The following is a 23,517-nucleotide window of genomic DNA, read 5'->3' as shown; positions in this document are numbered from 1 at the left end:
CTATTTTATGAAATGATAAATGATCAATTGCTTAAAGTTCTATTTTTTGCGAAGATGTTTGAGTGAAATCTTCTTTGTAGCGTAAAATCAAATATGAGAAGAAATTAATAGCTTTATTTCTTTCGATTGCAAATGCCCGTCATGAGCCCATATAGAATAAATAGGCTGTGGCGACATTTTTTTGGCGTTGTGTCTTACTATTTATGGTTTTGAACCAAGTAATTCGTTAGTTGTTTCAGTCCGTTTCATTCATTGTTCAGAGGGAATCATGAGGTTTCCGGCTCAATCAATGCTTCAATTCGCGAGACACCTTGTTTCAATCCTGCTCGCCGCATTTGCCTTGGCAATACCGACCTTCGCAGTTGGAGCAATGGCGCAGGCGGGTTCGGCGGGGTATCAGCTTTCCCCCGGGGATGTGTTGTCGTTCGACATCCTTGACGACGCAGAGCTGCCAGTCTCGCTGACGATTGGCGCCGATGGAGCGGCGGCTTTTCCTTTTATCGGTGCCGTGAAGATCGAGGGACAAACGATCTCTGGAGCGATCAAGACGCTCCACGACGAGTTCTTGGCGCGTCAGGTCCTTAAGAATCCGAAACTTTCGCTAAGCGTAGCAACCTATCGTCCGGTTTTTGTTGTCGGCGTGGTCAGGGCCCCGGGCTCATTCCCGTACTATCCGGGTCTGATAGTCGAACAGGCCGTTGGCCTTGCCGGCGGTGCGCAATCCGCCGCCACAAATCCTGCGGACCGGATCATAGCACTAGCCAAGCTGCGCGGAAGTCTTGACGAAACGGATGTCGAGATCGTGCGCGAGGGGATCTATACAGCGCGCCTCTATGCACAGTTGCGTGGCTCGGATAAGGTCGACCTCACCGATTTGCCTCAAAGCGTTAAGAAATACATTGACAACGCGGCGATCGCTTCAATCATCTCGCTCGAAGAGAAAATCCTGAAGACGGATTTGGTGTCGACGATGAACCAGAGTGAAATCCTCAAGCAGGGGGTGACGCAAACCGAGGCAAGCCTCGTAATTCTGGGTAAGCTCAAGGAACAGCAGGAGGAGGTGGTCGCTCTTAATGAGCAGGAGGTGGAACGTACCATCACGCTCAGAAAACGCGAACTGAACACGGAGTCGCAGCTTTCTCGCGTAAAGACCGCAACCTCCAATGAGAAGTCGAGACTGCTTGAAATCTATGCGGAAATCGGTCGCCAGAACCGCGAACTCGGAAATCTCAAACTGCAGCTCGCGACTCTACAGGCCAACCGCGAGAAGGAAATCCTGACGTTGCTTCAAGAAAGGGAAGCGACGCTCAAGAAGTTGGAGACCGTTCGACGGACTACCGAGGAGCAGTATTTGCTCCTGGCCGCAGCAGACACCGATACGCAAAAGCAGAATGAGATTTCATTCGTCTACGAGATCCGCCGCGGTCCGGTCAAGGCGCGAACGAGTATCAAGGCGAGCGCTCTCACCGACGTGTTGCCAGGCGATGTGATCGTCGTTTCGATCGCGGGAATGTAATCGCAGCGCCCGCCATACCTCGTATCGTGAACAGGAGAGTAGTTTGAGGCGTAGAATTGAAGGCGGATGGCAGCCAGGAAACACCGCCTCGGCTTGTAATGTAAGGCAGTCGAAGGTGGCGAAGTCACACCTGAGCGCTGTGACGACAAAGGCCGTAAGATGAGCCTGATGGAGACGCTCGGACGAACGCTAGTCATCGCACCGCATCCCGACGACGAGGTTCTGGGCGCCGGCGGAACGATGGCGCGGCTGGCGGCGCAAGGAAGCGACGTCTTCGTGGCTGTTGTCACGGAGGGAAAACCACCGGCCTATGATCGCGCCTCGGTGGAAGCCGTTCAGGCCGAAGCCCATGAGGCGCATCGGATTCTCGGGGTCAAGGAAACGCGCTGGCTGGGCTTTCCCGCCGCAGCCCTTTCCGAAACCTCCCATTCGGCGCTTAACGCCGCGCTATTTGAGCTGGTGCGCTCCATCGCGCCGCAGACGCTGATCATCCCCTTTGTCGGTGACATGCATGTCGATCATCAATTGATCTTCCTGTCGTCGATGGTGGCCTCAAGGCCGCATCAGCCCGGTTATCCCAAGGTGATCCTGGCTTACGAGACGCTGTCGGAAACCAACTGGAACGCGCCTTATGTGACGCCGGGCTTCGCACCGAATGTGTTTGTCGACATCAGCGACCATATCGCTCGAAAGCTTGCGGCGATGAAGGCGTTCAAGTCCCAGGTTCGGGCGCCGCCGCATGAGCGCAGCCTCGAGACCTTGAACGCGCTCGCCACATTGCGCGGCGCAACCGTGCTGAAATCGGCCGCCGAGGCCTTCGTGATGGTGCGGCAGGTCATCTGATATTTCCGGAGTTTTCAGTCGAGCGAGGGAGCAAGCTGTGGCGACGTGGCCGGTATATGACGAGGAACAGATTGCGGATGTTGCCGCGGTCCTGAGGTCGGGCAAGGTGAATGCCTGGACCGGGCCGCACGTCGCAGCCTTCGAGGAAGCCTATGCCCGTGCACTCGGGCGCAAGCACGCCATCGCGCTTGCAAACGGTACACTTGCGCTGGAGCTGGCGCTTTTCGCGCTCGGTCTCGAATCCGGCGACGAGGTGATCGTCACACCGCGCAGCTTCGTCGCCTCAGCGTCGTGTGTTTCGTTTTGCGGCGGCGTTCCCGTCTTTGCCGATGTCGACGAGAATAGCCAGAACATCAGCGCCGCAACGATCGCACCGAAGATCACCAGCCGGACAAAGGGCATCATCGCGGTCCACCTGGCCGGGTTTCCCTGCGACATGCCGGAAATCATGGCCCTTGCCAGACAGGCGGGACTATGGGTGATCGAGGATTGCGCGCAGGCCCACGGAGCGGAGATTGACGGCAAGCCGGTCGGAAGTTTCGGCGATATCGCCGCATTCTCCTTTTGCCAGGACAAGATCATCACGACCGGCGGCGAGGGTGGCCTCATCGCTCTTGACGACGAGGCACTATGGAAGAAGGCCTGGAGCCGTAAGGACCACGGCAAATCCTATGACGCAGCATTCCTCAGAGAGCACCCGCCGGGTTTCCGCTGGCTGCATGAAACGATCGGCACGAACTGGCGGATGACATCGCTTTCGGCCGTTCTCGGCTCGAGGCAATTGGTGCGCCTTCCGGGATGGCACGCGACAAGGTCTCGCAACGCTGCGATCCTCGACGAGGTGGCCCTAGAGCTTGTAGCGTTGCGCGTGCCGACGTTGCCGAAGGGATATCACCACGCCTATTACCGCTACTACGCTTTCGTTCGCCCGGAGGCATTGAAGCCCGGACACGACCGCGACTGGATCGTCGCGGCGATGAATGCGGCGGGCGTGCCGTGTTTTTCCGGAAGCTGCTCGGAGGTCTACCGGGAGAAGTGCTTTACCGATCTTGGGCTTTCGCCCTCCGAGCGGCTCCCGGTCGCACGCCGGCTGGGCGAAACCAGTATCGCGCTTCTCGTTGATCCGGCGCAGAGCGAAGAGGCGATGACTAAGGCCGCCCGCATTTTGCATGCCGTCGTCACCGAAGCGTCTCTTCCCGCTCTAGGTCAACGCGCGCTGGTGATTAAAATGGAAGCGCGGGCATAAAGCCGCGATTTCGGAAAAGGTCGAGTAGCCGGGACGCGGTTGCCCGGCTATGTGCCGACCCGTGCATGGGAGTTGCAGATGAAGCGGTGCTTTGACATCGTCTTTGCGTTGATCGCGGGCCTATTGAGCCTGCCGATCATGCTGGTGGTCGGGATTGCGGTCGCCATCTGGCTCGGGCGGCCCGTGTTGTTTTACCAGACCCGGGCGGGGCTCGACCGGCGCCCGTTTCGCATGATGAAGTTTCGGTCGATGTCGGATGCACGGGACGCCGAAGGGCGTCTCCTCAGCGACGCCGAGCGCACAGGGCGGTTCGGGCTTCTGCTTCGCCGGACGCGTCTGGACGAGTTGCCCGAGTTCTGGAACATCCTGATCGGCGATATGAGTCTCATCGGCCCGCGGCCGATTCTTCCGGAGACGATCGATGCGCTGGGTGAGCGCGGGGTTCGTCGCTGCAGCGTCCGTCCGGGGCTCACCGGCTGGGCCCAGATCAGCGGCAATGCCATTCTTTCGAACGACGACAAGCTCGATCTCGATATCTGGTACATTGCCAACCGATCCTTCTGGCTTGACCTCAAGATCACTGTTGAAACGGTTCTGGTAATGGTTTTGGGCGATCGGATCAGCGAGCGACGATTGTGGGCCGCACGACAGAGTACACCTAAAGTGTAGCGGCGTTCGATGCGGAAGACGTTGTTGAGGCAAGCAGAAGGTCGCCGTTTTGCAAGTTAACGCCGGGCGATGGTTCAGAGCATGTATTCGGATGAGAACCTGTTTAATTCATTTGCTGATTGACGATAAGTGTCATAATATCTGTAGTATATTTTATAAGATATTTAGTTTATTATTTGTTGAGGGGAGGGCGTCGTGCGTGTCCAAATGAAGGTGTCAGCGCAAAGTTCCAATAATTCCTCCCGCAAGATTATAATCGCTTTTCCTTTTGGCGGTGACAAATTGGGGGGGAGCCATATTTCTGCTGTAGGTCTAATCGCTGGGCTCGACAGGGAGAAATTCGAGCCGATTGTCGTGGTTCACCGAAGCGGTCTCGTTCTTGAGGAATACTTGAGGAAGTGCGGGCTTTCGCCGATCTTGGCGCCAGATGTCAGTCTTTTGCCGACCGCAAGAGGCGGGGGCCTGGCGGCCGGTTTGGCGGGCGCGAGGGCGCTAGTTCGCACCACCGCGCTTCTTGTTCGGTTCTTGCGTGCCAACTCGATAGACATCGTGCACACCAATGACGGCCAGATGCACGCGACCTGGGCGCTGGCAACAAGGCTTTCCGGCAGCAAACTCGTGTGGCATCACCGCGGAGATCCGAAGGCCCAGGGCGTCAGGACCGTCGCGCCACTTCTGGCCAATCATATCGTGGGTGTCTCAAGGTTTGTTCAGCCTGCGAAACCGCTACTTCCCGTCGCGCACAAGTTTACCGTGCTGCACAGTCCGTTTGAGCACCCTCCGACCTTACCGGATAGAGAGGTCTGCCGGAAGGGTTTCATCGACGAACTCCACCTCGCTCCGGAGACCCGCTTCGTCGGATATGTCGGTGGGTTGGTGGATCGCAAACGGCCCGTTCGTTTCGTGGAAGCAGTGCATGCCTTCCTAGAGCGTCATCCAGACTTCCCGCTTGCCGGCCTGCTTTTCGGAGGCGCTTTACCCGAACACCCTGATATGGACGAGAGGGTTCGTCAACGCGCGCACGCGCTTGGTATCTCTGACCGAATCCATTTGATGGGTTTTAGGACCCCGGTCGCGCCCTGTATGAGCGCCTTGGACGCGCTGCTGGTGCCGGCTGTGAACGAGCCTTTCGGGCGGACACTGATCGAAGCCATGCTGCTGGAAACCCCCGTAATCGCGACTGATCATGGAGGAAATCCGGAGGCGATTGAAGATGGCTTCACCGGTTATCTGGTAGAGCCGGAAAATCCCAAGGCGTTCGTTGTGCCGATGGAACGCCTGTTGCTGGACAAAGAGCATTGGCGCGAGATCAGCGCCAAAGCAAGAACATCTTCTTTGAACAAATATAGCAAGAAAACTCACATAGATGGCATAAGTCAATTGTATTGCACACTACTGCATAATCATTAATTGTGGTACACGTAGCTATGCAACGTATCTGGTCCAGCTCACGACGATAAAGTGAGAGCCTCGTTAAAGGAAGGCTTCCATCTATGGGAACTCAACCAATTCGCGTTGTTTATATTGCCGGCTATGGCCGCAGCGGATCAACAATACTCGATATAGCGCTTGGACAACATGAGGATATTGTCGGTGCGGGCGAAATATCGGCACTGACACGGCATGTTTGGGCTCACAACGAGTATTGTGCTTGCGGAAATCCCATTTGCGATTGCTCTTTCTGGAGCGCGGTCTGCCAGGAATGGTCGGACGATGACGATACCAGGATGTTGGCCGAATACCGCGCCCTTCAGAAAAAGTTCGAGGGGCTTTCGGTTCTGATAAAACTAGTCTGCAACATCGGCCTGGGCAGATCATTCGAGCAATATTCGGTTCGAACTAAGCGCTTGTTTGAAATAATGGCGTCGTGTTCCAGCCAGAAATTGATCGTAGATTCTTCGAAGCTGCCGGGTAGAGCGATGGCGCTCGCGCAAATACCTGGGATTGACATGCGCGTTATTCACCTTGTGCGTGATGGGCGTGGTGTCGCTTGGTCATTGTCGAGAAGCTACGGTCGAGATGCAAAGTCCGGGTTTCAGAAGGAAATCCGTGCCAAATCGGTTCTCAGGACGGCGCTGCGATGGAGCGTGGTCAACCTGGCGGTCGAGTATTTGTCCCGCAAGCTTGGTACCGAGCGAATTCTGCGCGTGAGATATGAGGACTTTGCATCAAACCCTGCTGCCGTGATGCAGCAAATTGGATCATTTCTCGACCTGGATTTGCACCAGATTGGATTATCCCTTGGAGCCGGAGAGCCTTTGGATCCGGAGCATCAGGTTGCCGGGAATCGATTGCGGATGAATGCAGGCATTACTTTGCAAAAAGATGAGTCTTGGAGAACACGGATGCCTGTCGGTCAACAGCTCTCGTTTCAACGTTTGGGTGGGTGGATGCTGAAGCGGTACGGATATCTTTAAGCAAGGTCTACGGGTGCCCGAGGTCCAGCGATTCGTCGACGTAGAGGGCCTGCCGGCATCAGATTCTATGTTGCAACGGTCCATGGATATTTTTTGATGAAAAGGCTGGCAGGCGATTTTGGCGAGTTTCGTTTTAGGTTCACTGAGTGGCTCTTGTATGTTGGCATCTTTGTCGCATCGTGGGGTCTGCCACCAGCGGCAATGGCCCAGGAAAGTAGCGCGATGCGTGAGCCATTGCCGCCCAAGCTGTCAGATAGTCGCCAGCGCGCCTTTCCAACGGCTGAAGGTTTCGGTGCGGGCGCCGTTGGAGGACGAGGCGGCCGGGCGATATTCGTAACGAACACCGAGGAGGCGGGGCCGGGCTCTCTGCGGGAGTGTATAGATGCCGTCGGTCCGCGCACCTGCATTTTTCGAACCGGTGGGACGATCACCCTGCGGCGGAAATCGCTGGTCGTTCGCAACCCCTTCCTGACAATCGCTGGAGAGACGGCGCCAGGAGGCGGGATTGCCGTGCGCAACGGCGAGAAACAAATCCGGCCCTCGATTGAAATTCTGACGAATGATGTGATCATCAGGCACCTTCGCCTACGACCCGGTCCCCACGCGGTCTATTCCTGCTGCTCAGGAGCGCTCGGAATGTATTCAGAGGGGGCAAAGAACATTATGCTCGACCATATCTCGGTAAGTTGGGGTTCGGATGAGATAGTCGATTCAGAAGACGCCACCAACTTCACGTGGCAGTGGGGAATTGCGAGCGAGCCACTGTTGCAAGGAGGCCCGCAGAAAGAGAACCGGGCTCGGAATATGCTGTTCACCAAGGGGGGCAATGTCACCGTACATCACACTCTTTTCGCCTTTGGCAAATTCAGGAATCCGCAGATAAAGATGAAAATTCCCGGTGCTGTGGCGGATGTGGTGAACAACGTGTTTTATTCGCCAGAATGGCAGTATGTCGTGAGTTTTGGCGACGAGTGGGCTCGAACACGGGCCAATGTTGTCGGCAACTACAAGATCGGCGGAAGAAAATTAAGAGATGACCACATGGTGCATCTCTTTGACGAAAGTGGCCTTGGGCACTCGATTTACCTGAAGGATAACTATGACGAGCCTTACCGCGTAGATGCCGGACAACCCGAAAATCTCGTAATTGCGGAGCAGCACAGGAGGAACGTAGCAACCAAACCATTTAATGCGCCTCCTGTTCGCGCCTCCCCATCGTCGACAGCTTATGACGAGGTTCTTGAAAACGCCGGCGCAACGAAACCACGACGCGACGCCGTTGATCAGCGTATCATTGAACAGGTCCGCAAGCGGGAGGGGCATCTGCTGGAGACAGACCCAAGCGACGTCGGCGGCTGGCCGGAACTTGCAGCGGGCGTGCCTTACGACGATAACGACAGGGACGGCATCGCTGATGACTGGGAGATTGCAAACCAGCTAAATCCATCCGTGACCGAGGACGGCAAACAGGATGCCGATGGCGACGGATGGACAAATTTGGAGGAGTTTCTTCATTACCTAGCCGGCGATCTGGAGTCTCCAAAGGATTGATTGCCGAATAACTTTCCCGAATTGGATCGTATCCATCCGAGGGGGCCGCATGATTTTGAGCGCCGCGCGTGGTAACGTCGGTTCAGGGAGATCGATGAGGACACAAGATCGACCATGCCGTTTTGGCGCTGTTATGGCTGACGCTGCATAACGAGCGTTGGGCCTGGGCGGGCTTCGACTGGGCACTCGATATCCCATGTCGCCGCGCCATCGTCGCACACAAGCCGAATTCCGAATAGCTCACAGAGACGAACTGCAGATTGTCGCCGAGAGGTTCGCAGTTATATGAATGGCGCCGGCTCGCACGAGCGTGGCAACTGGATGTTGCGTCGTCGCTGAAGCGTCGCCGCCGGCCGCTATCGATAATCTCAAGCCGTTCCATTCCGCACTGTCCTTATTGACGTCAATAACAGTCAGTGCCAAATCCGACACCTCTGACAAGGCGGCCCACCTCGGATGAGTACGTTGAATCATGGCCATGCCGTTTTATCCCGCGATGTGATGAACGTATGGGCACTCCCTCACCGGGTTGAAATCAACTCCGATTTTTGTTCGCGCTCGATATTCCTCAGCCGAAGCGTCAAGCATCGATTGGGGCCTGTCTCTGTTCGGGAGAAGGTTTGAACGCTGCCTGCGGTGGGAGTGGGTTTCCGGTCCATTTGCGTACTGGCGTTGGTCTCCAGTTTCGAGCAGCGGGGACACGGTTGGATGTCAGCACCACCCCCCCGTACTGATGGCTGAGGTGAATCCGGGGATCCACTTGATGGATAACCGTTCCGATCAATTGGGCATGATTCAAGCGCAGTTGGACCACGGCATCCAGTAGCTGCTGTTCAGTCGTTTCGCCCCAGCTCAACATCAAGACGACACCATCGACGAAGGGAGAGAGCCAATTGGCATCGCCAGACGTTAGCGCCGGTGGGGCATGAATTATGATCAGGTCAAAACCGTTCTGTTTGAGATCTGCTATCAGGTCGCGGAGCTTGTTCGAGTCCAAAGATCTGACTGGACCCGCCCTTGACGGTGTCAAATCGATGAACCCAAAGCCAGGCAAGGTCGAGACGGTCTGGACAACCTCCGACAACAACGCTTCGTTCCTGAGGTACCGTTCGATCGGTCGCAGAGAGGACTCCGTACCTTGTGGAGGTCCGATGTCCGGCCGCGAGTCCAGATTCAAGAATGCGGTGGAGCGGCCGTCGGCGGCGGCCGCCGTTGCGACGCCCCAAGCCGTCGAGGCGTTGGCTGAGTTATCGTGGCACGAAGTCATCATCAGGACGCGGTGAGATTGTTTTGCGTCCGAAAAGCGGCAGGTCATGTAGACGGACCGTTCTGCTTCCGCGGATGAGAACCTGGTCCAGTCCGCAATTGAGGAAGGCCGCTGAACACCCTGCGATAGTTGCTTCGATCCTTTTGGAACATAGCCGAGGTTGGGGGCCCCAAGGAGCTCCGCAACGCGTCGTCCGCTGCGGATCCGGGTATCCGTGATTTCGACCAAGAGCGCCAGCAAAAGGCTTAGAAGGGTGGAGCCAACTAGTGCAGCTGGAATGATCACGCCCGGTCGAGGAAATGACGGTGAGTTTGGTGTTTCAGCCATCGACACGATTCGTGCACTAGGCTTTAGCGATTCTGCTTCAAGGTCCGACAGAATCCGCTGGACTTCGTCTTCGATCATCGTGCGGACACCCGCAATTCGTGCGTCCGCATCCACCATTTGCGGATGGCTCTTTCCCAGCTTAGATGCAAGTTCGGCCCTTTCTTGCTGCAAACGGGCCTCTTCGTTGCGCAGCGTAATCAAAAGCGGTTGCGTCATGCTTTGGCGGAGGAATGCTACAGCGCCTCCGGTGTTAAGGGCCCGTTGCGTATCTGCTATGCGTTCGTTCTGCTTAAATTCGAGCGAGGTTTGCACATAAAGAGACGCGATGGTGTTTGCAATTTCTTCAGCCTGCTTTGGATCCGGATTGACCACCGTAATGCGCACGGCGAGGCTTTCCCCAGTGCGGCTCACATTGAACTGAGAAAGCAGCGCAGATATAGCACGATCGCGCTGTTCTTTAAGACCGGGAACAACCTTGGCGCCATCCGTTGGAAGCAGAACGAGGCCCGTGGCGCTCTCGAGGGATCTGAGAAACCGCTCGCTCGTGCTCGGCGGCTTTTCCTTATAAAGGGCATAGGCATTGAATTTCGGGTCCTTGACGAGATTCAATCGATCAACGATGCGTCCAGCGAACTGGCGCGATTGTAGAACGTCCATTTCGGTTTCCGCCGCCGAGCGGTCACGGTCGATCGATGTCAAGGCCGCATCTGTCGCGTATGGCCGTACATCCTTCCGCTCCAAGACAACCTGCGAGCTCGCCGTGTAACTCTTCGGCAGAGTAAAGGACGCAATCGCTGCCAGCATCGTGCAACCGATTATGACGGAGGCAATGAGCCAGCGGCGTCGTTTTAGCAGGGCCCGCGCATCAGAGATGCCCATAGTTTGGCCGTCTCGATGGATGGCAGACTCCACACTTTCGCGATAGCGGGCGCGACCAGTTCCGCTGTCATCAAGAACGAACGTTGTCATTGGCCCAACTCCGTTTATGAACTCAATTTAATGGATAAAAGTATGGCTACGAAATCCTTGATCTTAACATGCTTCTTGGTAAAGAAGTATTTGAAAGAGTTAGGGATTAAGAAGCCCTTTACCTTGAGGCTGTCTGCCGGGGCTTGTCAAAGCAGTCTCGCCCGTCGCCATCCAAATACTCCTGTCGGGCCGGGGATGGGTGCGCTTAAGGCGCACCAATGCCAGACCAAATGTTAAAAATACCGGGATAGTCCAATATCTTGCATACATGTGCGGGTTGGACAGAGCGATCGTGAGCAGCGCAGCGATGGTGGTCAGCACGGCGGCGGCGGCATACTTATCTCCGCCCCCGCGCTTCACTGCCAGCCATAGGAGGAAGCCTACCGCGGCAAACATCAACCAGCCGAAGAGCGCAACCAGACCACCCTCAGCCCAAAGAAGGAGGTAAAGATTATGGACAGGAGCATCCTGCACGCTTCTCTCACGGAACTGATCCGCCCCAATGCCAACCAACCAGATCTTGTCGTCGGAAACGATTTGAAGCGCTTCTTGCATAAGCTCAGCTCTTGAGGCGAAGGTTCCCGCTTCGGCGATGTCACCTGAGGAAAGAGCGCCCAACACACGCTTCTGAAATGTTTGCGGCAACATATCTTTACTGCCGAAGATTGCTAGCGCCGCAACGACCAGGACCGTTGTTAGCGACAATCGCATAACCAGCCGACGAGTCGAGATCAGCGCGACAAAGACAATTAGCGATATTGCAGTTACGAATAGACCGCTGTTGGAGCTTGTCAAAACAACGGTTCCGACTACGAGCACAACGGCCGGGACGGCAATCCAATACCTCAGGCGTCCGGAAGACCAGAAATAAAGAAGAATTGGAAGCGTCAACGCATTTATCGCAGCTGCAAGATTGGGATTTCTAAGCATGGTCGCGAGGCGCTTTCCTCCAGTTACCACTCCCTTTCCATCGCTGGGAACGTAACCCACGGTGTAGAACGTGATTATTCCATGAAGATCGATCAGCAGCACGCTGAAAAGAAAGATTGCAGCTAGGCGGTAGGTTTCTCGAGTGTCACTTCGGATGAGGACGAGCATTAAGATAAGATAGGCGAAGAAATACTGCGCCATAACGACTATTCCACGATCGGGCCGACCGTGGACCAAGCTGCCGACCATCATCCCAATCAATAGAAGCATGAACGCGAAAATCCAAGGACCCGTCAAATTGTCGAGGGGTCTTTTGCTGATCTGACGCAGAATGATGAGCAAAAATAAGCTTACGCAGAACAAAAGGTCGCTGACAGTAAAAAAGAGATCGGAAATCCGTAAGGTTGCATAAGGCGCAAGAAAGACGGCCAAGTACACGACGCCGCGCTCGATCGCGGACAGGTGGATGTCCAAGGTACGAGCGCGTCTAGGGAAACAGGGATGAGGCGCCGTGCGATGATTGGATTCTGTCATTCTCGCCTCACTCGCGAAAATGCAGCGAAGCTATGCAATTGACAACGCAGTTGTATGAGTTCTGCGAGTGTTCCATCCTCTCAGCATCCTTCTTTTTTCGCCAATGCAAACGGCGCATAAAGCAACCAGTCACCGTCGGCGTTGTTCGGTTACATGTGGTCACGTCTGATCGCTTCGCCTCTCAGCCACCCTGTCAAATCTCGTCCCACGAGCGCGCTTAGGTTTTCCGTCTCTCTGGCGTAGTACTCAGTCATTCTTTCGCGTAAATCGTCACTCAGCGGCGTATACTGGACTTCGCCCGCTATGAATGAGCGCAACTTCTTAAAGCCCCTGGTTTGCCGCAACGGAGCGACGATTGGTTTCAACGAGTTCAACATGCGGCGCAGGCGCGGGCTGACGACCGGCTCCGACTTGTCCTTGACTTTCCGCGTCAGCGGGTAAGGTGGCAGTTCGTTCGAAAGGTTGAGGAAGTTGCGGACCCGACTGAGTTGCGCGCCAGCATCGGTCTTCAGATCTTCGTAAAAGAGTACAAGAAGCTTCTCCTTGGAATATCTTTCCAGATAGTTTTGCAATTGCCCGAAATAGAGACCGCCATTGAGGAAGCGTCCACCGGCCGCCTGTCTTGGGTCCAGGTACTTCGCGATATCGCGGTCCACTTCGGCGCGACGATAGAGCATGCAATAGTCAGAATAGGCGCGATCCACCGGGTTGCGCAATTGCGCGATCAGACGAGCGTGTGGCATCTTTTCCCTTATGCGCTCCGCCGCCTGCGGCACGTCCAGATACGAGTTGGACTTCTCGCCGCGCAACTGCCTATGACCTTGCCCATTGAAATTTGACAGATACCAATCGTCACCGCGGTCGTAGTTTCGGCTGAAATAGTGCAGTTCAGGATCCGGCATGTAGACGCTGGGATCCTGCTGCAACGATCGCTGGAGCCAGGTGGTCGCACTCTTGGTGGCGCCAATGATCAGAAAGTCGATGTACGAAAAGTCAACGCTACGGGCCTTGACCGATCCGCCGGCGTCAGTCGGCCGGACGGAGGCAGGATCTTTCGGTGTGCTGTCCGAAACCGACAGATCAATGGTCGCACTCATGGCTGGCAGTCTCCTTCAACCGATACGTTATGAATGCAGCAGATAACATGTTTGCGGCGGTCGCCTCTAGGATCCGACTGCCGCCAGGCCTTCACCCAGAGGGGGGCGATCTGCTTCCGCGAAGAACGGACGGCAATCATGTCCCCAAACGATGAAGCCGGGGTTTGCAAAGTCGCAATCGTTGGGCTGGCGTGTCTTTCCGTAAAGAAATGGTTGACCGTCGATTGTGGTTACGCGGCCGCCGGCCGCTCGCAATACTGCGTCACCTGCCGCCGTATCCCACTCCATCGTGCGGCCAAATCGCGGATATACGTCGGCCAGCCCTTCGGCGACGAGGCAGAATTTCAACGATGACCCGACAGACGTGCAGTCGATGATCGCGTTCTTCTTAAGGAAATCGGTTGTTTGGCTGCAGGCGTGGGAACGGCTTGCAACCGCCGTCAGAGTTTCAGGTCTTTCCCGGCAGCGGATCTCCTTGATCTCCGTGACGACGAAGTCATCGGCCACATGGAATTTGGTCGCCTTGCCGCCTTCGGCGGTATACCCGACCTTGCGCGCCGGAGCGAAGACGATTCCACTCACTGGCTCGCCTTCGCGGATCAGTGCGATGTTGACGGTAAAATCGCTCCTTCGATTGATGAACTCCTTTGTGCCATCAAGCGGATCGACCAGAAAGAACTGCCCGCCAATATCGGGCACTTCGCCAGCGGCCACGGACTCTTCGGCGATGACCGGAATTTCGGGAAAGGCACGCCCCAGTATGGCAAGGATGATCTCCTCGGCACGTCGATCGGCTTCGGTAACCGGAGAGCTATCGGCTTTTTCATCGACATCAAAATCGCGAACATAGACGTCGAGAATGGCCTTGCCCGCCTCAATGGCGGCTGCTGTCAGCGTATCGATCATTCCCGCCCTCCCACTGTTCTCTCTCGCCACGCGCTCGGCGCCATGAGAGGCGACGTTATTGTTGCTGCAGATAGACCTCGATCTCTCCCGCCAGTATCTCGACGTCTTGACCGAGGGTCTGAAGGTGGATCTCCGGTGCCTCCGGCCGCTCATAAGGCGAACTGATGCCGGTGAAATTCTTGATTTCGCCAGCGAGAGCCTTCTTGTAGAGCCCCTTGGGGTCGCGTCGAGCACATTCCTCGATGGGGGTGTCGACAAAGATCTCGATGAATTCACCGGGCTCGAACAGCTCCCGCGCCATGCGCCGTTCCGAGCGGAAGGGCGAAATGAACGAGACGAGCACGATCAGGCCCGCTTCCGTCATCAGCTTAGCGACCTCGGCGACGCGACGAATGTTCTCGACGCGGTCCTCTTCGGTAAAGCCCAAGTCGCGGTTGAGGCCATGCCGCACGTTGTCCCCGTCGAGAAGGAAGGTGTGCTGTCCCTTGGCGTGCAGCATCTTTTCCACGATGTTGGCGATCGTCGATTTGCCGGAGCCTGAAAAGCCCGTGAACCAGAGAACGCGCGGTTGCTGTTCGTTGAGGGCTGCACGCGCGCGCTTGTTGATATCCAGTGCCTGCCAATGCACGTTTAGCGCACGGCGAAGCGGAAAGTCGATCATTCCGGCGCCGACGGTTGCATTGGTGAAACGATCGATCAGCACGAAATTGCCCGTGGTCCTGTTGGACCGGTAGCTGTCGAAGACGATCGGCGTCTGGGTTGACAGATTGCACACGCCGATCTCGTTCATGCCGAGCGACTTCGCAGCTTCTTCGGCGAACGTGTTGACGTCGATCTGGTGCTTCAGGCTGGTGACTGTCGTACTGACGCTGTCCACTTCGGTCCGCAGGACGTAGCTGCGCCCGGGAAGCATCGGGTCCGGATGTAGCCAAATGACATGGGCCATAAACTGATCGGCAACGTGGGGACGTTCCTCGGGTCGCACCAGCATGTTGCCGCGTGAGACCTCTAGTTCGTCCTCCAGCACGAGCGTTACGGATTGGCCTTCGACGGCGCGCCCGAGCTTGCCGTCATATGTTACGATCTCCTTTATCTTCGAGCACTGGCCGGATTTCGCCACCACGATGGGATCGCCGACATCGATGCTGCCTGATGCGACCTGGCCGGCAAAGCCGCGGAAGTCGAGATTGGGGCGCATAACGAGCTGTACGGGAAAGCGAAACGGCGTTTCTTCTTCTCCCTCGTCGTCATCTATCGCAACCGTTTCGAGATGATTGAGCAGAGTGACGCCGTTGTACCAGGGCATGTTCGGTGACAGGCTCGTCATGTTGTCGCCAAAGCGGGCCGAGATCGGGATGGCCGTCACTGTCGCAAAGCCGAGATTTTGCGCGAATGCCGTGTAGTCAGCCACGATCGTTTCGAACACCCGCTGATCGTGGCCCATGAGGTCCATCTTGTTAACGGCAAGCACGATGTGCCGGACGCCGAGCAATGAGGCGATGAAAGAATGACGGCGCGTCTGGCGTAGGATACCCTTTCGGCTGTCTACGAGCACGACGGCCAACGTTGCCGTCGAGGCGGCCGTGACCATGTTGCGCGTGTATTCCTCATGTCCGGGAGCATCGGCGACGATGAATTTGCGCCGCGCCGTGGCGAAGAACCGATAGGCGACGTCGATGGTGATGCCTTGCTCCTGCTCGGCCTCGAGCCCGTCGATCAAAGAGGCAAAGTCGATGTCGATGCGGCTGGCGACGCGGCCATGGGCATCACGCTTGAGTGCGGCGAGCTGATCGTCGAAGAGCAACTTGCTGTCGTAGAGCAGCCGCCCGATGAGCGTCGACTTGCCATCGTCCACCGAGCCGCAGGTCATAAAACGCAAGAGCGACTTCTTCTCCTGCTTGGCCAGATACTCGGCGACATTGTTGGGGGTTGCGCGTGCGCTGAAGGCTGTCATCAGAAGTATCCTTCCCGCTTTTTGCGTTCCATCGACGCTGTTTCGTCAGAATCGATCAGCCGGCCCTGCCGCTCCGATGTCCGGGCGGTCAACATTTCGCCGACGATGTCCTCAAGGGTTGCGGCGGTCGATTCGATTGCTGCCGTGAGCGGGTAACAACCGAGTGTGCGGAAACGAACCGTTCGCCGTTCGATCTTCTCGCCCTTGCCCAGCGGCATGCGGTCGTCGTCGACCATGATGAGCGCTCCGTCGCGTTCGACAACCGGGCGCCGCGCCGCAAAATAAAGCGGAACGATCGGGATCTTTTCCCTGAGGATGTATTGCCAGATGTCGAGCTCGGTCCAGTTCGACAGGGGAAAGACCCGGATAGACTCGTTCGGTCCGATGCGGGTGTTATAGCTCCTCCACATTTCCGGCCGCTGGTTCTTGGGATCCCACGCGTGTTGGCTGTTGCGGAAGGAGAAGATGCGCTCTTTCGCGCGACTTTTCTCTTCGTCCCTCCGGGCTCCGCCGAAGGCGGCGTCAAAGCCATACTTGTCGAGTGCCTGACGAAGTGCCAGCGTCTTCATCACGTGCGTATGCACGTTTGAGCCATGGCTGAAAGGACCAATGCCACGCTCCACGCCGTCGCGATTGATGTGAACGATGAGGTCGATGCCGAGCTCCGCTGCAATCCAATCGCGGAACGCGATCATTTCGCGAAACTTCCAGGTCGTATCGACGTGCAGGAAGGGAAAGGGCGGCTTTGCAGGATAGAATGCCTTCATCGCCAGATGCAGCATTACAGAGGAATCCTTGCCGATCGAATAGAGCATGACCGGCTTGCTGAAAGTCGCCGCGACTTCACGGATTATGTGAATCGCCTCTGCTTCAAGGCGCTGCAAATGAGTTAGCGACATGAAATTGTTACTCCGAAATTTATTTACGAAAACTTCTACGATTTAACTATTTTACCCTTATTAGTATTTCCAAGTTCATGCATACGGAAGATTATAAAGATTGTATTTGTGAAATAAAAAATCGCAAAATTGGACTTATATTTATATTTCGTTTGCAGACTATCTTTTCGCTGCACCGCAGAAAAAGTTTGTTTACTACCAGCACTCTTTATATTCTAAATTTCGTATATAGTAAATATCGCCGTGGCTTTATTTGACGACAATCGGTTCATGCCGGGCTAGGGTGCGACTTCCCCCGATGCATGACGAAATACCCACAGCCGCGCCGTCAGGTAGTTCCACAAGAAGACGACGGGGATGCTGACAAACTTGGCTATGGGGGCAGGAATGAGCATTGCCAGGCTGGCGACAAATACTGTCGAGATTGCAAGGCCGGCCAGCGTCGCGACAACGAATTTTACCGCCTGCACGTAGTTATGGGCAGCACGGAAGGTAAACGTGCGGTTAAGGACGTAGCTGAGCGCAATGCCGCAGGAATAGGATAGCAGGTTGGAGGGCGAAGGCGGTGCACCCAGGAAAAAGAGGGTGTTGAACAACGCCAGATCGAGCAGCGTCGTCACGGCCCCGACGGCTGCGAAGCGTGCCAGCGTTGCGTGAGCGCGAGGGCCCCTCTCACTGCCGTTGGCTGTCGGTCGCGACATTCGCGCGCCTCCATTCCGGTACGGCCGTCGGCGGCTGACGATGTATTTCAGCGTTCAACGAGGCCTCGATGATCGGTGTGGGGCGATGTTTCGACTGCATGAAGATGCGACCCACATATTCGCCCATGATGCCGAGGAAGATCGCATTCAGGGTGATCGAAATCAGCAGCAGGATCGTCGTCGTCGCAAAGCCCGCCGGCCAATCCTGGCCGAAGAGAAGCTTGCCGATGAGATAGCCGAGAAGCATCAGCAGCGTGGCCGTGCCCATGACGAGGCTCGCCACTGAGGCGAGCCTCAACGGTGTCAGCGAATGATTTAGTATGCCGTCGACCGCGAGCGACAGCATGGCACGGAAGGGAAACTTGCTCTCGCCGGCAACACGGGCCTGGCGGTCGTATTCGAAGCCGACCTGCTTAAATCCCATCGCGCTGATCAGTCCGCGCAGATAAGGAGACGTATCGTCGACCTTGCGCAACTCGTCGAGAATGCGCCGATCGACGAGCCGGAATTCGCCGGCATTGAGCGGCAGGTCGTCTTCGCTGAGCGCATTGATGCACCAGTAGAATGCGCGACGAATGCGCGTCGTCAACCACCCGTCCTTCAAGGTCCGGCGGATGCCATAGACCACCTGATGTCCCTGAAGCCACAGGTCGACCATGCCCGGAATGAGGTCCGGAGGGTCCTGGAGATCGCAGTCGATCTGAACAGAGCAATCTCCTGTCGCATTCTTATATGCGACCAGCAGCGACCTCTGATAGCCAACGTTGCGGCTGAAGCGGATGACCTTGACCGTCGGGTCCTCGCGCGAGATCTCCGAAAGAATATCGAAGGTCCGGTCGGTGGAGTGGTTGTCGGTGAAGATCACCTCGCGGTCGTATCCCGGCAACCTTTGGAACACGTCGACGATTGCCTCATGAGCGCGTCGGACATTGGCCTCTTCGTTGAAGGCAGGCACCAGGATCGAGATTTTCGGTCTCTTGTTCATTGCGAGGCCACCACCTTTAGGCCGTCTTTTGCTGTCGCGGCACTGCTTGCGCTGGGCGGCGCGACCGCTTGCCTCTGCCATTCGACGGTACGGGAAATCCCCTGCGGCAGCGGGATGCGCGCGCTCCAGCCGAAGAGGTCCTTGGCGCGCGCGACCGAAGCCCGCAATTCCCGCCTGCCCGTCGACGGCCTTCCCTCCCGGAGTTCGATGAGGTTGGGATCGGCGCCGGTCCGCTCGACGATCAGCGCTGCGACCTCGCGCATGGTCGGAGCGATGCCGCTTGCAATGTTGACGATACGCGTGCTGATCGGAGCGTCGGCAATGCGCAGCAGGGCGTCGACGACGTCGCCAACATGCAGCAGGTCACGGCGGTCGTCCGGTTGGTGAACGATGCAAGGCTGACCGGCGAGGCAGCGCTCGATGAACAGGGGGACCATGAATTCGGTCGATTGCGTAGGACCGTAGACCAGTGCCAAACGGGCGGTGATGACGGGGAAGGGCAGGCGCCGCTGCAGCCCGCCGACCAGATGGGTCGCAGCGGCAAGCTCTGCGCCATAGGCCGTGACCGGCATTTCCCTGACATCTTCGTCATAGGGCGTGGCTGCGATACCATACTCGGCGATGGATCCGGTCCTGATGATCTTCTGTGGCGGACGAGCGACGCTGCTTGCAGCGCCAAGCAAGTTCAACAGGGCGCTGAGATGTTCGCTGGTCCCGGCCTTTACATCGGCGAGTTCCGCTTCCTCGCGCCGCCTCGGTTTGGCGGCGAGATGGAAGACCATGTCCGGCGTCACCTCCGAGAGGCAGCGCTTCATCGCGTCTTCGGACTGAAGGTCGAAGTCGTGCCGGATGATCGAAGCTTCGAGGCCATCGAGTCGGCTGTCGTCCGAACCCGGCCGCACCACGACGTGAACTTCGTGGCCGGCATCCCGCGAGCCCCGCGCCATATGCGAGCCGATGAAACCAGCCGCGCCGGTGATCAGTACTCTCGACATGCGCCTTTTCCTATCTGCGCCTGATCGGATTGGAGCGATCGGTGTGCCCGCGCCCGACGGCACGGGCACACCGGTTGCGAACGTTTAGTTGACTATAGTCGGATAGGGCAGCGGCACGAGGAACCGGCCGCCATGGGCGGCGAAGTCCGTCTGCTGCAACCGGATCTCGTCGAAGAAATTCCAGGCGAGCACCAGCAACACGTCCGGCGCGTTCTCCTTCAATATCTCGGGAGAGCGGATTGGGATCTTCATACCCGGCGAATATAGGCCCTGCTTCAGTGTGTTGCGGTCGACGAGATAATCGAGTCTATCCGGACCGATGCCGAAATAGTTGAGCAAGGTGTTTCCCTTGGCCGGGGCGCCGTAGCCTGCGACGGTGACGCCGTCTTTCTTGAGCTGGTCCAGCATGGCGATGAGATCGACGCCGATCCTTCGGATGCGCTCGGCAAAGGCAAGATAGGTATCCGCCTCGAGCATCCCTGCATCGAGCTCTTCCGCAAGCATCTCGCTGACGATCGCCGTCGGGGGCGTGGCCGTGGCAGCGTGTTTGAGGAAAACCCGCATCGAGCCTCCATGCACGCCGAGACGATGAACATCGACGACGTCGAGATCGAAGTACTCGCCGAGCTTGACGAGCGAGAGGAGGCTGAATTCGGATACATGCTCATGATAGATCGTGTCGAACTCGTTGTTTTCGAGAAGATTTTTCGCCCAGGGCACTTCGATGACGAAGACACCATCGTCGGCCAGCCAGCCCTTGACGCCAGCCATGAAGTCATGAAGATCGCCGATATGATTGAACGTGTTCGTGGTGACGATCGCTTTTGCCGAACCGTACTCACTGATCAGTCGGGCCGTTCCGCTGTGGGTAAAGTAGCCGACGTCGACGTTGACACCGCGCGAGCGGGCGATCTCGGCCAGGTTTGCCGCCGGGTCGACGCCGAGCGTCTTTCCGCCCGCCTTATTGCACGCCGAAAGCAGGAGGCCGTCATTGCAGCCGATGTCGACGATCAGCCCATCGCCGGCGGCCTTCTTCAAGATCCCGGCCAGCCCTGCAAAATGGTCATGCATGGATGTGGCGCTCGATGGGACGTAGAGATAGTGCTCAAAGAATCCGTCGGGAACCTGGTCGGAAACCTGGATCAGTCCGCAGGTCAGGCAGGCCTGCGAGTCTAGCGGATACATGGGCTGTTTCTCGGGCACATCTTCCGGGCGCACAAAGCTGTTTGCCGGCGGGTGATCGCCCATGCAGAGAAACGTCAGCGGGTCGGCTGCAAGGCAGGCGCGGCATCTCATAAGGCGTGTCATTTTCAAGCTCCAGGTTGCTCAAAGGAGGCTGCTTGCTGCTGGCGGCGCTTGCTGGCGCCCGAGCTCGCGAATTGCGTGGCGAAATCGCGGAACGACTGGTGGATATGGTCCAGGTGCGCCTGCGTCAGGCCATGGTGGCAGGCGAGCAGGATGCCGCCACGCATCACGTCGTCGGCGACCGGATAGCCGCGCGGCTCGACCTTGCTATGAACGCCAATCATCGCCGGTTGGCGCAGGATGTTTCCGGTAAACACCGGACGGGTCTGGATGTCGCGCTGTTCGAGGAAGATCTGCATCTCCCGGCGGGTGAACGGCGCATCGGCACGCACGGTCATCGGGAACGCCAGCCATCCGGTTCGCGAAAGCGGCAGTTGCTCCGGCAGGACGAACCAGTCCTCGTAGGTCTCGAAGAAGGCGCGCTGCTTGGCGAAGTTGCGCTCGCGCGCATCGATGTTCTGCTGCAGCCGATCGAGCTGGACAAGCCCGAACGCTGCGCCCATTTCGGACGGTTCGATGTTGAAGCCCAGCACTTCGAACACGAACTTCGCATCGTAATCGAAGCCGTCGAGGTCGATGTTGAACCGGTTCTCGATGGTCTCGGATTCGACAAAGAGCGAGGATGTGCGGCCCCAGGAGCGATAGAGCATCGCCTTTCGCGCCAGTTCGTCGTCGTTGACGCAAACCATACCGCCGTTGCCCGCCGCGGTGATGACATGCGAGCCGTAGAAGCTGGTCGTGCTAATGTCGGACCGTGCGCCGGTGCTGGTGTCCCTGATCGTCGCGCCCAACGTGTCGGCGCTGTCTTCGATCACCAGCAGTTTGTGCGCGTCTGCGATGGCGCGAATGCGATCCCAATCGGGCAGGTTGCCGATCAGAGACGGGATCATCACCGCCTTCGTTTTCCTGGTAATCATCCGCTCGATCGCATCGACGTCGATATTGTAGGTGCCTTCGACGACGTCGACGAATGCCGGGATAAGACCGGCGCGCACGATCGGGGCAACGGTCGTCGCAAAGGTCAATGCGGGCGTGATGACCTCGGATCCCTTCGGAAGGTCGGCGATTTCGATGGCGAGATGGTTCGCGGACGAACCGGAGTTCACCATGATGCCATGCCGTTTCGCAAAGAGCATCGCGACACGTTCCTGCATTGTCCTGACGGCCGTGCCCATCTGTGTCGATGAGCGCAGGACTGCCACGACGGCATCGATCTCTTCCTGACCGTAAACGGACTGTCCGTAATTAACTCGCATCTTTCCAATCTCCGATGTCGCGCAATGGCAATGGTTTTGGTTCGTGTTCGGCTTCCTGTTTCCAGGCGGCGGCGTATTGCTCGATCTGATGCTCCGAGAACGACCGGATGTTTCTCGGATCCTCCCTGTACTTGCGGTACCAGGCGACGGTCATGGCCACGGTGTCGCGCAGGCGCAGCACCGGCTTCCAGCCTAGTTCCGTGCGGGCCTTGGTGCTGTCGAGGCGCAGGATGGTCGATTCCGCCGGCGCATCCACCCGAGGCTCGACGATGTATTTCGGTGGTGCATCGCCCCATTGGTCGACGACCATGTCGGCAAGCGTTCCGACATTGACGGTCGCTTCCTGGTCGGGGCCAAAGTTCCAGCCCCCGGCAAAGCTTGTTCTGCCGTGAAGCAGGTGCGCCGCCAGCATCATGTAACCGCGAAGCGGCTCGAAGACGTGCTGCCATGGCCGGACGCTCGACGGATTGCGCAGCCGCGCGGGGCTGCCGCCTTCCACCGACCGGACCAGATCGGGCACGAGCCTGTCAGCGCCCCAGTCCCCACCGCCGATGACGTTGCCGGCGCGCACGCTGACGAGTTGTGGGCCTTTGGGATCGTTGAAGAACGATGATCGATAGGCCGCTGCGACGAGTTCGGCGCAGCCTTTCGATGAGCTATAAGGATCGCGCCCGCCCATCGGGTCGTTTTCCCGATAGCCCCAGACCCATTCGCGGTTCTCGTAGCACTTGTCACTGGTGACGACGATCACGCCCTTCAGGGATTTCATGCGCCTTGCCGCATCGAGCACGATGGCGGTGCCGACGACATTGGTCGCATAGGTGTCGACCGGGTTCTCGAAGGAGGCGCGAACCACGGCCTGCGCGGCCATGTGAATGACGAGATCGAAATCCTGTCCGTCGATTGCCCTCGCCACGTCGGCGGCAGACCGGATGTCGCCCTCATGGCCGTCGATAACGTCGCCGAGGCCGGTCGCCAGGTAGAAGGACGGTATCGACGGTGGCAGCGAGAGGCCGACCACCGATGCACCCAGTCGCCTTAGCCAGAGCGAGAGCCAGCCTCCCTTGAAACCGGTGTGTCCCGTGATCAGGATCTTTCGACCGCGGAACGCCTCGGCAAGGTCGACCTCGCTGGTGATCAAAGCCATGTC

The 23,517-nt window shown here is 57.4% G+C and carries 19 protein-coding genes and 1 pseudogene; 8 read left to right on the top strand and 12 right to left on the bottom strand.

All coding sequences use genetic code 11. The annotated features are described in order from the left end of the window. Nucleotides 1-268: 268 nt before the first annotated feature. The 8 genes and pseudogenes from AC3WVQ_RS26140 to AC3WVQ_RS26105 all read left to right on the top strand — a co-directional run. Nucleotides 269-1,516 carry a polysaccharide biosynthesis/export family protein gene (locus tag AC3WVQ_RS26140; RefSeq protein ID WP_082572867.1) on the top strand — a complete coding sequence of 416 codons (1,248 nt, stop codon included), beginning with the start codon at nt 269-271 and terminating at the stop codon, nt 1,514-1,516. Between the two features lie 159 nt (nt 1,517-1,675). Then, nucleotides 1,676-2,359: a PIG-L deacetylase family protein gene (locus tag AC3WVQ_RS26135; protein WP_060529432.1), complete on the top strand. Its 684-nt coding sequence runs from the start codon at nt 1,676-1,678 to the stop codon at nt 2,357-2,359. 37 nt (nt 2,360-2,396) lie between these two features. Further along, a complete protein-coding gene (locus AC3WVQ_RS26130) occupies nt 2,397-3,605 on the top strand; it encodes a DegT/DnrJ/EryC1/StrS family aminotransferase (RefSeq protein WP_492383215.1) in 1,209 nt (402 codons plus the stop codon). 39 nt (nt 3,606-3,644) lie between these two features. Beyond that, nucleotides 3,645-4,274 (top strand): sugar transferase, encoded by a 630-nt coding sequence (locus AC3WVQ_RS26125; RefSeq protein ID WP_492383214.1) that lies wholly within the window; start codon nt 3,645-3,647, stop codon nt 4,272-4,274. Nucleotides 4,275-4,469: 195 nt separating this feature from the next. After that, a complete protein-coding gene (locus tag AC3WVQ_RS26120; RefSeq protein WP_156623628.1) occupies nt 4,470-5,684 on the top strand; it encodes a glycosyltransferase family 4 protein in 1,215 nt (404 codons plus the stop codon). An 83-nt stretch (nt 5,685-5,767) separates the two neighbouring features. Beyond that, the gene (locus AC3WVQ_RS26115) at nt 5,768-6,691 is read left to right on the top strand and encodes a sulfotransferase family protein (protein ID WP_060529429.1); all 924 of its coding nucleotides are present in this window, start codon (nt 5,768-5,770) and stop codon (nt 6,689-6,691) included. A gap of 96 nt (nt 6,692-6,787) precedes the next feature. Continuing rightward, entirely contained in the window at nt 6,788-8,242 is a 1,455-nt protein-coding gene (locus AC3WVQ_RS26110; protein WP_060529428.1) for a hypothetical protein, read from the top strand. Nucleotides 8,243-8,332: 90 nt separating this feature from the next. Continuing rightward, a pseudogene (locus AC3WVQ_RS26105) lies at nt 8,333-8,427 on the top strand (DUF6429 family protein); the annotation flags it as partial. 395 nt (nt 8,428-8,822) lie between these two features. Here the strand turns inward: AC3WVQ_RS26105 and AC3WVQ_RS26100 are convergent. The 12 genes from AC3WVQ_RS26100 to rfbG all read right to left on the bottom strand — a co-directional run bounded on the left by AC3WVQ_RS26100 (nt 8,823) and on the right by rfbG (nt 23,514). After that, a complete protein-coding gene (locus AC3WVQ_RS26100; protein ID WP_060643788.1) occupies nt 8,823-10,805 on the bottom strand; it encodes a GumC family protein in 1,983 nt (660 codons plus the stop codon). 99 nt (nt 10,806-10,904) lie between these two features. Continuing rightward, complete coding sequence (locus tag AC3WVQ_RS26095; RefSeq protein ID WP_492383213.1) at nt 10,905-12,269, bottom strand: O-antigen ligase family protein; 1,365 nt, start codon at nt 12,267-12,269, stop codon at nt 10,905-10,907. A 149-nt stretch (nt 12,270-12,418) separates the two neighbouring features. Beyond that, complete coding sequence (locus AC3WVQ_RS26090; protein WP_492383212.1) at nt 12,419-13,366, bottom strand: sulfotransferase family protein; 948 nt, start codon at nt 13,364-13,366, stop codon at nt 12,419-12,421. A gap of 66 nt (nt 13,367-13,432) precedes the next feature. Continuing rightward, nucleotides 13,433-14,272 carry a 3'(2'),5'-bisphosphate nucleotidase CysQ gene (gene cysQ / locus AC3WVQ_RS26085; RefSeq protein ID WP_492383211.1) on the bottom strand — a complete coding sequence of 280 codons (840 nt, stop codon included), beginning with the start codon at nt 14,270-14,272 and terminating at the stop codon, nt 13,433-13,435. Nucleotides 14,273-14,327: 55 nt separating this feature from the next. Beyond that, nucleotides 14,328-16,226, bottom strand: a complete 1,899-nt coding sequence (gene cysN, locus AC3WVQ_RS26080) for a sulfate adenylyltransferase subunit CysN (protein WP_060529424.1) — start codon at nt 16,224-16,226, stop codon at nt 14,328-14,330. Then, nucleotides 16,226-17,125 carry a sulfate adenylyltransferase subunit CysD gene (cysD, locus tag AC3WVQ_RS26075; protein ID WP_492383210.1) on the bottom strand — a complete coding sequence of 300 codons (900 nt, stop codon included), beginning with the start codon at nt 17,123-17,125 and terminating at the stop codon, nt 16,226-16,228. Before cysD ends, cysN begins: the two co-directional genes overlap by 1 nt. Nucleotides 17,126-17,403: 278 nt before the next feature. After that, nucleotides 17,404-17,826: a GtrA family protein gene (locus tag AC3WVQ_RS26070; RefSeq protein WP_060529422.1), complete on the bottom strand. Its 423-nt coding sequence runs from the start codon at nt 17,824-17,826 to the stop codon at nt 17,404-17,406. Beyond that, complete coding sequence (locus AC3WVQ_RS26065) at nt 17,798-18,811, bottom strand: glycosyltransferase family 2 protein (protein WP_060529421.1); 1,014 nt, start codon at nt 18,809-18,811, stop codon at nt 17,798-17,800. The genes AC3WVQ_RS26070 and AC3WVQ_RS26065 overlap by 29 nt, the downstream gene beginning before the upstream one ends. Beyond that, the gene (locus AC3WVQ_RS26060) at nt 18,808-19,806 is read right to left on the bottom strand and encodes an NAD-dependent epimerase/dehydratase family protein (RefSeq protein ID WP_060529420.1); all 999 of its coding nucleotides are present in this window, start codon (nt 19,804-19,806) and stop codon (nt 18,808-18,810) included. The genes AC3WVQ_RS26065 and AC3WVQ_RS26060 overlap by 4 nt, the downstream gene beginning before the upstream one ends. A gap of 84 nt (nt 19,807-19,890) precedes the next feature. Beyond that, nucleotides 19,891-21,114 carry a class I SAM-dependent methyltransferase gene (locus AC3WVQ_RS26055; protein WP_060529419.1) on the bottom strand — a complete coding sequence of 408 codons (1,224 nt, stop codon included), beginning with the start codon at nt 21,112-21,114 and terminating at the stop codon, nt 19,891-19,893. A 2-nt stretch (nt 21,115-21,116) separates the two neighbouring features. Continuing rightward, a complete protein-coding gene (locus AC3WVQ_RS26050; RefSeq protein WP_060643785.1) occupies nt 21,117-22,367 on the bottom strand; it encodes a DegT/DnrJ/EryC1/StrS family aminotransferase in 1,251 nt (416 codons plus the stop codon). After that, nucleotides 22,357-23,514 (bottom strand): CDP-glucose 4,6-dehydratase, encoded by a 1,158-nt coding sequence (rfbG, locus tag AC3WVQ_RS26045; protein ID WP_492383209.1) that lies wholly within the window; start codon nt 23,512-23,514, stop codon nt 22,357-22,359. The genes AC3WVQ_RS26050 and rfbG overlap by 11 nt, the downstream gene beginning before the upstream one ends. Between the last annotated feature and the right edge of the window lie 3 nt (nt 23,515-23,517).

This window comes from Ensifer sp. EB106-05-01-XG146 (genome assembly GCF_058791875.1).
Note: the sequence above shows the minus strand (reverse complement) of the source record. Positions and strands in the feature narration are given on the sequence as shown.

Bases quoted from the DNA above. Each gene is read 5' to 3' on its own strand.
- AC3WVQ_RS26135 (WP_060529432.1), top strand. From the start codon at position 1,676: ATGAGCCTGATGGAGACGCTCGGACGAACGCTAGTCATCGCACCGCAT.
- AC3WVQ_RS26065 (WP_060529421.1), bottom strand. From the start codon at position 18,811: ATGAACAAGAGACCGAAAATCTCGATCCTGGTGCCTGCCTTCAACGAA.
- cysQ (WP_492383211.1), bottom strand. From the start codon at position 14,272: ATGATCGATACGCTGACAGCAGCCGCCATTGAGGCGGGCAAGGCCATT.
- rfbG (WP_492383209.1), bottom strand. From the start codon at position 23,514: ATGGCTTTGATCACCAGCGAGGTCGACCTTGCCGAGGCGTTCCGCGGT.
- AC3WVQ_RS26140 (WP_082572867.1), top strand. From the start codon at position 269: ATGAGGTTTCCGGCTCAATCAATGCTTCAATTCGCGAGACACCTTGTT.
- AC3WVQ_RS26050 (WP_060643785.1), bottom strand. From the start codon at position 22,367: ATGCGAGTTAATTACGGACAGTCCGTTTACGGTCAGGAAGAGATCGAT.
- cysD (WP_492383210.1), bottom strand. From the start codon at position 17,125: ATGTCGCTAACTCATTTGCAGCGCCTTGAAGCAGAGGCGATTCACATA.
- AC3WVQ_RS26055 (WP_060529419.1), bottom strand. From the start codon at position 21,114: ATGACACGCCTTATGAGATGCCGCGCCTGCCTTGCAGCCGACCCGCTG.
- AC3WVQ_RS26060 (WP_060529420.1), bottom strand. From the start codon at position 19,806: ATGTCGAGAGTACTGATCACCGGCGCGGCTGGTTTCATCGGCTCGCAT.
- AC3WVQ_RS26070 (WP_060529422.1), bottom strand. From the start codon at position 17,826: ATGTCGCGACCGACAGCCAACGGCAGTGAGAGGGGCCCTCGCGCTCAC.
- cysN (WP_060529424.1), bottom strand. From the start codon at position 16,226: ATGACAGCCTTCAGCGCACGCGCAACCCCCAACAATGTCGCCGAGTAT.
- AC3WVQ_RS26110 (WP_060529428.1), top strand. From the start codon at position 6,788: ATGAAAAGGCTGGCAGGCGATTTTGGCGAGTTTCGTTTTAGGTTCACT.
- AC3WVQ_RS26115 (WP_060529429.1), top strand. From the start codon at position 5,768: ATGGGAACTCAACCAATTCGCGTTGTTTATATTGCCGGCTATGGCCGC.
- AC3WVQ_RS26090 (WP_492383212.1), bottom strand. From the start codon at position 13,366: ATGAGTGCGACCATTGATCTGTCGGTTTCGGACAGCACACCGAAAGAT.
- AC3WVQ_RS26095 (WP_492383213.1), bottom strand. From the start codon at position 12,269: ATGACAGAATCCAATCATCGCACGGCGCCTCATCCCTGTTTCCCTAGA.
- AC3WVQ_RS26100 (WP_060643788.1), bottom strand. From the start codon at position 10,805: ATGACAACGTTCGTTCTTGATGACAGCGGAACTGGTCGCGCCCGCTAT.